Origin of the sequence: Streptomyces sp. NPDC059456 (assembly GCF_042750055.1) — a bacterium.
In the GTDB taxonomy this organism is placed as follows: Bacteria; Actinomycetota; Actinomycetes; order Streptomycetales; family Streptomycetaceae; genus Streptomyces.
Genome location: NZ_JBHYVA010000384.1, coordinates 1 through 7,952 on the forward strand (window position 1 = coordinate 1; position 7,952 = coordinate 7,952).

Sequence of the window (7,952 nt, forward strand, 5' to 3'; positions counted from 1 at the left end):
GCCCGGTCACCCGCCGGGACGGGCACGTGGTGCACTTCGTCGGGGCCCACAAGCCGTGGATGCGCTCGTGCCCTGGCACCGAGGACGTACGTGCCTACCGGCAGCAGATGCACCGCACCCTGCGGCATCTGGCCGGGGCGGGCGCACGGTGACCGGCGGCGGCACGTTCCCGGCAGTGGAGCGGGCCTGCGCGGAGCTGGCCGGGTCGGCTCCGGCCGAGACTGTCCGGGTCCGCCGTGGGCCGAAGACGGCTGTCTACCGCGTCCGTCTCGCCGACGGCCGCCCGGTGGTGGTCAAGCTGTTCGCGGCCGACACCACCCACGGAGCGGCCGACGAGGCCCGCCTCCTGGCCGCCGTCACCGCCGCCGGGCGGGTGCGGGTACCGGTCGTAATCGGGCACGGCCCCGTTCCCGGTCTGACAGTCTCCGCCCTGGTCACCGCCGATGCCGGAACGAGCACCTTGGGCCGCGCCGTCCGGGCCGGGCAGATCCCACGTCCCGCGGCCCTGCTGCGGCTCGCCCTGCTGATGACGGCCTTCCACAGCACCAAGGCCCCGCCCGGCGTCCCCCTGGCGCCGGGCATCGGCCAGCAGGTCAGCGCCCTTGCCACCCACTGCCCCAAACAGCTCTTCGTCCGGCTCGCGCCCGCCCTGGAAGTCATCGCAGCCGGGGCCCGCGTGGAACGGCTGGTGTGGTGCCACGGAGACCTCCACCTGGAGAACGTGGTCCGCGGAGACGACCTACGCCTCACCTCCGGCGAACACGGCCGGCTTCGCCTCCCCGACTACCTCGTGGACTTCGAGGCCGCGACCGTCGAGGTCCCGGAGTACGACCTCGCCCAGACCCTCGTGACCTGCGACGCCCTGGAGCCGTCCGACCGGGTGTTCATGGCCGCCGCCTACGGACGGCCCGTCGATACCCGGCTCTTGGACGCCTATGTGGCCTTCCAGGCCGTTCGCGGCTGGACCTACGCCGCCCACCTGGAGGCCCGCGACCGCGACGCCTGGGCGGCCCGCCTGCACCTTGCCCTGTCCCCTCGATCATGAAGGACCGCGCCGTGACCGATCCCGATCTCTCGGTGATCATCCCCGCGTACAACGAAGCCGAGTACCTGCCCCGCTACCTGCCCACCGTCTTCGCTTCCCTCCGCGCCTGGGAAGCCCTCTCCGGCCTCGTTGGAGAGGTGATCGTGGTGGACAACGCCTCCACCGACGACACCGCGACCGTCGCGAAGGAGCTGGGGGCCAGGGTGGTGACGGAGCCGGTCCGTAGCATTGGCCTGGCCCGGAACAGCGGAGCCCGCGAGGCCGAAGGCCGGATGCTGTTCTTCGTCGACGCCGACGTGGCCCTACCGCTGGAGGGGATCACGGCCGCCGTCGCCGCGATGGACGCCGGGGCCGTCGGTGGGGCCATCCCACCGCTCTACACCCCCGCCCGGTTCGGGGCCCGTCTGCTCTGCGCCTACTGGGACCACCACCGCGCCCGCCACGGGGGTGCCCAGGGAGTCAACCAGTTCTGCACCCGGGACGCGTTCAAGGCCATACACGGCTACCGGCCGGACTACTTCATGAGCGAGGACATGGAGTTCTTCGCCCGACTGACCGCATACGGCCGCCGCACGGGCGGGCCGGTCGCGGTCCTCGAAGACCTCCGGGTGCGGCCCTCCACCCGCCGCTACGACGCCTGGTCCACGGCCCGGATGCTCTGGTGGCAGAACCCGCTGACCGTCCGCCTCGGTCTGACCTCGCCCCGCTTCTGGCGCAACTGGTACGCCACCACCGTCCGATGATCGGAGAACCTCAGGTGACCCGCCTTCCCCTTCCGGACGCCGACGGCATCTACACCTTCCCCACCGACCTCCTGACCGCGCACCGGTCCTGGATGGACTCCCTGACCGGGGCCAAGGAGATCATGACGCTGACGGCGCCACTGACCCTCGCGCCGTACTGGATCGAGCCGCGCAAGCCGTCCGGGCGGCCGGTGGTCGTCATCGAACCCCATCACGACGACTTCGTCCTGTCCGCCTCCGGGACCTTCCTCGCCCGCCCCCGACCGCTGACCGTGGTCACCGTCTTCACCCGATCCCGCAGTGTCCACCCCTCCCTCGAAAGCACCTACAACAGCCTGGAGACGGTCTCCGAACTCCGCGACCGCGAAGCCGCCCAGTCCCTGTTACCCCTGGGAGCGGCCCGGGTCGGCCTGGGGCACAAGGACGCCGAGAAGCCGTACCGGGCACCCGAGCCCGCGCAGGTGGACCGGATCACCTCCGAGCTCGCCGAGGTGCTGGACGGGATGGACGACGCGGAACTGCTCGCCCCGGCCGCCGTCACCCGCCACCCGGACCACCTCGCCGTCCACGAGGCGGCGCGCCGCCTAGGCTGCCGGTGGTTCTGGGAGGACGCCGCCTTCTGGTCCACATACGCCTTGTCCGGATGCGACCGCCAGCTGTTCCGGCAGCGGGTACGCGACGTCCTCGATCCGGAACTGGAGGACATCACGGGCACCGTCCTGGACAAGGTGACCCTGCTGCACATGCACGGCTCGCAGATGCACCCCGCGCGAAAGATGTACCGGCCGATCCGGCACGCCCACACCGTCGCCGCCAATCTGCTGCCCGACCCGGACGGCCGTCCGCGGGGCCAGTTCGCGGAACGCTTCTACCGGCTTGGGAGGTCGTGGTGATCCTCGGCCTGGAAGGCCCCTCGTACGGGGGCAAGACCTCCGCCCTGGGGCGGCTGCGCCGGGTGCCGGCGATGCGGGACGCGATGTTCTTCCCCTGCTACGTGAAGTCGTTCGCGCGACGCGAGGACGTCCCCACCCCCGCCACCCGGTCCGCCGCCGAGCAGGTGGAGGCGTTCGTGACGTTCATGGAGATCGAGGGCGAGCGCATGCGCGCCGCCCGTCGGCATGGCGGGCTGGTCGTCCTGGACCGGACCGTCGACACCCTCCTCGCCCACGCCCACGCCATGGACGAGATCCACGGCTTCGGCATCCTGCCGGAACTATGCCGACGGGTCGAGGAGATGCCGCACCTGAGGCCGGACCACACCCTGTACCTGGACGTGACGCCCGAGCTCTTGCACCTGCGGCGCAAGGCGGCCGGACACCACGAGGTCGAGCCCGACTACTTCCTCCACGACCCCGCCTTCCTGACGCACTTCCGCGACTACTTCTGCCGCCCCGTCCGCAGCCCGGCGACTGCGGAGTTGGCCGTCGCCTCCGGGGACGGCGACCGGCAGGAGACGGCCGCCGTCGTACAGGCCCTCTTCACGTACTGGGCGGGTGGCCGGTGACCGGCCCGACGGTGCTGTTCGCATGGCGGCGGACCCCGCCACCGCTGCTGATCGGGGGCGCCGAGGTCTCCCAGCAGCTCATGGCGGAAGAGTTCGTCCGGGCCGGCTGGCGGGTCGTCTACCTCGGCAGCCACGAGGCCCCCTGGAACGGGTCCGCCCAAATCGGCCACCTGCGCGCCCACCTCCGTGCCCACGGAACCGTGTGGGAGGAGACGGGCGGGGAGGTCCGCTACCGGTGGAACGGCGTCTCGTGCCGGGCCGTGCCGCAGGACAGGGTGGAAGCGACGCTGAGGGGCCTCCTGGCTGAGGTCCGGCCGGAGCTGGTGGTGACCTCGCAGGAACGGGCGGCCGAGCTCGCCGCCCTTGCCCGCCGGTCCTCTCGGGTCGCCGGATGGCTGCACTCGGTCTCGGCCAACAGCATGGGCGTCCTCCACGGCCGACCGCACGTCGCCCTCGTCACGTCGAAGTTCGTCGCCGGACGGGCCCAGGCCCAGGCCGATACGAAGGTGGTCGTCTTCGACCCGCCGTTCGCGCCGGCCGACGGCGCCGGGGCCCTCCCCGCCGCAGGGCGCAGCACATCAGGTCACGTCCCCAGCGGCGTGCTGATGGTCAACCCCATCCCCGCCAAGGGCGCGGCCCTCCTGCACCAGCTGATCCGCAGGTTGCCCACCCTCCGGTTCACCCTCGTCGAGGGCTGGTGGGACACGGCTGGCGAGTTCACCGCGCACCCGAACGTGCACTGGGTCCCCCGCACCTACGCCATGAGCCCGATCTACGCCGCGAACGACCTGCTGCTCGTGCCCTCCCAAGTCGAGGACGCCTTCCCCCGGGTGATCGTGGAAGCTGGGCTCCACGGCGTCCCCACGATCGGCTCGTCCCGTGGCGGCATTCCCGAGGCGGTCGGGGACGGCGGAGTGATCCTCCACCCCGACGACGTGGACGCCTGGGTGCGGGCGATCGAGACGGCTGACCGGGCCGACCTCGGCGCGAAGGCCCGCGCCGGGGCAGCGCCGCTGGTCCGGCCGTGCCTGCCCGAGCTTGCTGCCGCCGGGCTCATCCCGGCGACAGCAGCCGCCGGCTAACTGGCTGCGTAGGCGGCCTGCACCTCGTCGGCGCGGTCGGTCCACCAGTTCAGCAGTGCCTCGTCCGTCAGGAACATCTCGCCGAAGGTGGGGTCCTGGCGGTCGAGGTAGAACTCCAGCTGCCAGAAGTCGGTCAGCCGCTTCCACCACAGTCGCTTCACCGCGTCGGCGAGGTCGCCCTCAGATAGATCGATCACGGACCGGTACCCGGAGCAGAAGGCGGCAACACGGTCGAGGTCGAAGACACCACCTACCCCGAACTGCACCTGCGCGGTCCGCGCAACCTCCTCTCCGTACGGACGGACACCGAGCCGGTCCCAGTCCAGTACCGCCACCACCTGGCCGTCGCGGCGCAGCAAGTTGCGGTACTGGAAATCGCCGTGCGTCCACCCGTACGGCCCGGCCGGCACCTCGCCGTCCGGTCGGGCACCGGCGTACCGGGCGAGGAGGCCTCGGCGGCTGTGCAGGGCCTCAGCGGCGGCCTTGTCCAAGTCGGTGACCGGATCGGCCGGGAGGCGACTCGCTAGAGCAGCGGCGGCCTGGTCGGCCTCAGCCACTTCGCGGACCTTCGCAACCGGTGCCTGCTCCGGAACCGGGCCGGGCCCATTCCGCCGCAAGCCCTCGTGCAGGCGGCCGAGAAGAGCACCGAGATCGCGGACCTGGTCGAGCGGGAGGTCCGTCCCTTGAAGGTGCTCACCGTCCACCCACGGCAGGACGCAGTAGCCGTGACCACCGAGTTCCACCACGAGGTCACCACCGGCGTCGAACAGGGGCGCCGGCACCGGGATGCCCTCACGGGCCAGGTCCACGAGGACCGCGAGGTTCCTACGGACCTTTGGCAGAGGAACGTCGGTGATCTCCTTGAGCGCGTACACTCCCGTGGCCGTCACGAGCCGCCAGTTCCGGTTCATCAGGCCGTGGGCAAGGAACCGCCGATCACTCACCGCGCCCAGCCCGAACGCGTCGGACAGAGCGGGCAGCACTGCCGCCAGACCATCTTCTCGAGTCGTATCCGTCACCCCCAGCACGGTACGCCGACGTCGAATCCCGCACTCGAATTCGTCACCCAGGTCCCCACAGAGAATCTGGGGGAGATCCGAGCCGAGATCCCCTTCGACCACCAGCTCACCTGACTCCGCCCGTGGCGAAGCTAAATCCGCCCCGGCCGTCTCACTAACCTGACCGACGGACCACCCCAGCCGTACGACGATCGGGAGACCATGACGACGCCCTCCACCGCCCGAATCGAAGACCTCCTCCAGACCGGCGTACGCGACGAGGTCTACCCCGGCGCGGTGTGGGCGGTCGGGAACGCCAACGGCATCCAGGCCAGCGGAGCCGTCGGCCGCCTCGACCCCGACCACCCGGACGAGCCGATGCGGCTGGACACGGTCTTCGACGTTGCGAGCCTCACCAAGATCCTCGCCGTCTGGTCCACGATCGGCACCCTGGCCGAAGAGGGCAAACTCCAGCTCCACACCCCCCTCGGCACCTTCTGGGACGAAGTCGCAGGCCACCCCCTCGCCCAGGCCACGGCCCACCACCTCCTCACCCACACCGCCGGCCTACCGCTGCGCGCCAACCTGAAGAACCTCTACGGAACCGACCCCCAAGACATCCGCGACGGCGTCCTCCACGAGTCCCTCCACCGCCCGCCCGGCGAAGCCGTCGAGTACACCGACAGGGCCGCCCTCGTCCTCGGCTACCTCGCCGAGCACCTCTCGGGCCAGCCCCTGGAACAACTCGCCACCGATCGCATCTGGAACCCCCTGGGCATGACGCAGACCCGCTTCGGCTCCCTGCCCGACGCCGAGGCGGCCCGCTGCGCCCCCACCGAGTACGACGAGACCACCGGCACCCGCCTCAAGGGCACCGCCCACGACTTCTCCGCCCGCCTCCTCGACGGCGTCTGCGGCATCGCCGGCACATTCTCGGTCCTCGACGACCTCGCCCTCTTCCTCCGCCACATGCTCGCCCCCGCCCAAGCAGCCTTCGGCCCAACCTGGATCAAGGAATCCCTCCGCATCCAAACTGGCGACCTCACCCCCGCCCGCGGCCTCTTCTGGCACCCCGCCCCCGGCACCGACCCCACCGAGGGCATCTGGGTCCACTACGGCTTCACGGGAACTGGCATGTGGGTCAGCCGAGCCCGGAACTGCTGGGCTGTCCTACTCACCAACAAGATCTACTTCACCCGCGACCGCGGACCCTTGACCGAGATCCGGAACAGGTTCAGGGCCACTCTGCTCGCCTAGCCAAGTCCGTTGGCGCGCCGCACTACGGTCCCCCGCAACGCAATCACGGCGATGCCGAACGACGTAGCCGAGCAACGCCTTGCGGGTACAGGTACGTCACCACCGAACCTCCCGTTCGAGGCTGGTCAGCGACCGAACGCAACGGCCAGGAAGGCCGCAGTGATCGCCGGTAGCAGCATGACAATGGCGCACCGCACGCAGCGGTTCTTGGCTCGGGCGATCCTGCTGGTCTCCGTCAGCGCACGGAGTAGCCGGGGCTGCGGATCTGAGCCGTCCCGCCTGAGCCCAGCCGACAAGTCGGCACGCGTGTCTGCACGCACCACGTCTTCGTAGTATGCGAGGAGGCCGTGCCTCTCGCTGGCTCTCGCCCCACGGCGCGGGGCAAGAGCCAGGAGCAGGAAGACCAACGCCCCGGTCGTGGTGGCCGCTGCCGCCCACCACAAGGGGCCGGCCCACAAGGCATCGAGGGGGCGCCGTACAAGAAGGAGACCGAAGAGTGTTCCCCCAGTAGCCAGGAGAACGGCTGCCTTGCCGTCGGCCCGGCCGATCTCCAGATAGTTCTGCGCGATGAGCTCTCGCGACAGAACCACCACGTGGTCCGCGTCCGAGGCATGGTGTTCGGGCCGGGTTCTCAGATGGGCGAGGCGAGACGGTAGAGCCCACATCACGGCGTGCCTCCGTGGAAGCCGTTCATACCGCTGTGCGGTACGCCCGAGTCACCTATCCTGCGCAGGACCTCATCGCCCTGAGGTAAGCCGACTTCGCTGAGGAGGCGCGCCAGGTTCACCCCGACGAAGCCCCGGTCCTCCTTCGTCAGCCCCTGGAGCGTCGCGGCCAACGTCCGCTCCCATCCGTCCCGCTCGGTGAGCAGCTTGTCGTGAGCGACCGTCCAGTCGAGCACCTCCCTGGCCTGGTCGGGATGGTGGAGCAGCCAGAGCGCCGCCAGACCGACCGGCCCGCCGGCAACCACCTCGCGGTAGAAGCGGTACGCCTCGCGGTGGGCCTCGCCGAAGCCCGGCGGAAGGAGGAGTTCGGCAGGATGGCTTGAAGCCGGTAGAAGGCCGGCTGGAGGATCCAGGAACCAGTAGGTCAGGCCCGTCCCGTCGATGCTCCTATGCTGACCAGGAGGCTCGACCTGGGCGGTCCCGTACAGGATCGGCGGCTGTCGAAGAGGATCCGAAGCACCTGGCAAACCGGCACTTCCACGGATGGCCTGGTCGATGAGCCGGGGGGCGGCGGCCGCAAGGTGGGCGCCCCCCCCGGCGCGCCCACGGTTGGGTACGGTGCCGGCGCCATCGGGGAGCCCGCGCGAAAGGCTTTATG

9 protein-coding genes are annotated in these 7,952 nt (G+C 70.6%); 6 read left to right on the plus strand and 3 right to left on the minus strand.

The window, feature by feature from the left end; translation table 11 throughout:
- Positions 1-175 precede the first annotated feature (175 nt).
- Genes ACFXA3_RS27510 through ACFXA3_RS27530 form a run of 5 tightly spaced genes read left to right on the plus strand, consistent with a single transcriptional unit; the run spans position 176 to position 4,374 of the window.
- The gene (locus ACFXA3_RS27510; protein ID WP_385191084.1) at positions 176-1,045 is read left to right on the plus strand and encodes a phosphotransferase; all 870 of its coding nucleotides are present in this window, start codon (positions 176-178) and stop codon (positions 1,043-1,045) included.
- A gap of 11 nt (positions 1,046-1,056) precedes the next feature.
- On the plus strand, positions 1,057-1,788 hold the full coding sequence (locus ACFXA3_RS27515; protein WP_385191086.1) for a glycosyltransferase: 732 nt from the start codon (positions 1,057-1,059) through the stop codon (positions 1,786-1,788).
- Positions 1,785-2,681: a PIG-L deacetylase family protein gene (locus tag ACFXA3_RS27520; protein WP_385191087.1), complete on the plus strand. Its 897-nt coding sequence runs from the start codon at positions 1,785-1,787 to the stop codon at positions 2,679-2,681. Before ACFXA3_RS27515 ends, ACFXA3_RS27520 begins: the two co-directional genes overlap by 4 nt.
- A complete protein-coding gene (locus tag ACFXA3_RS27525; protein WP_385191089.1) occupies positions 2,678-3,292 on the plus strand; it encodes a hypothetical protein in 615 nt (204 codons plus the stop codon). Before ACFXA3_RS27520 ends, ACFXA3_RS27525 begins: the two co-directional genes overlap by 4 nt.
- Entirely contained in the window at positions 3,289-4,374 is a 1,086-nt protein-coding gene (locus ACFXA3_RS27530) for a glycosyltransferase (RefSeq protein ID WP_385191090.1), read from the plus strand. Before ACFXA3_RS27525 ends, ACFXA3_RS27530 begins: the two co-directional genes overlap by 4 nt.
- Here ACFXA3_RS27530 and ACFXA3_RS27535 read toward each other — a convergent pair.
- On the minus strand, positions 4,371-5,393 hold the full coding sequence (locus tag ACFXA3_RS27535; RefSeq protein WP_385191091.1) for a phosphotransferase: 1,023 nt from the start codon (positions 5,391-5,393) through the stop codon (positions 4,371-4,373). The genes ACFXA3_RS27530 and ACFXA3_RS27535 overlap by 4 nt on opposite strands.
- Positions 5,394-5,594: 201 nt before the next feature.
- Here ACFXA3_RS27535 and ACFXA3_RS27540 point away from each other — a divergent pair, with 201 nt between their 5' ends.
- Entirely contained in the window at positions 5,595-6,629 is a 1,035-nt protein-coding gene (locus tag ACFXA3_RS27540; protein WP_385191092.1) for a serine hydrolase domain-containing protein, read from the plus strand.
- A gap of 125 nt (positions 6,630-6,754) precedes the next feature.
- Here ACFXA3_RS27540 and ACFXA3_RS27545 read toward each other — a convergent pair whose 3' ends face one another.
- Both ACFXA3_RS27545 and ACFXA3_RS27550 read right to left on the minus strand, forming a co-directional pair.
- Positions 6,755-7,294, minus strand: a complete 540-nt coding sequence (locus tag ACFXA3_RS27545; protein WP_385191094.1) for a Pycsar system effector family protein — start codon at positions 7,292-7,294, stop codon at positions 6,755-6,757.
- Positions 7,294-7,821, minus strand: coding sequence for a hypothetical protein (locus tag ACFXA3_RS27550; RefSeq protein ID WP_385191096.1), 528 nt, complete (start codon positions 7,819-7,821; stop codon positions 7,294-7,296). The genes ACFXA3_RS27545 and ACFXA3_RS27550 overlap by 1 nt, the downstream gene beginning before the upstream one ends.
- Between the last annotated feature and the right edge of the window lie 131 nt (positions 7,822-7,952).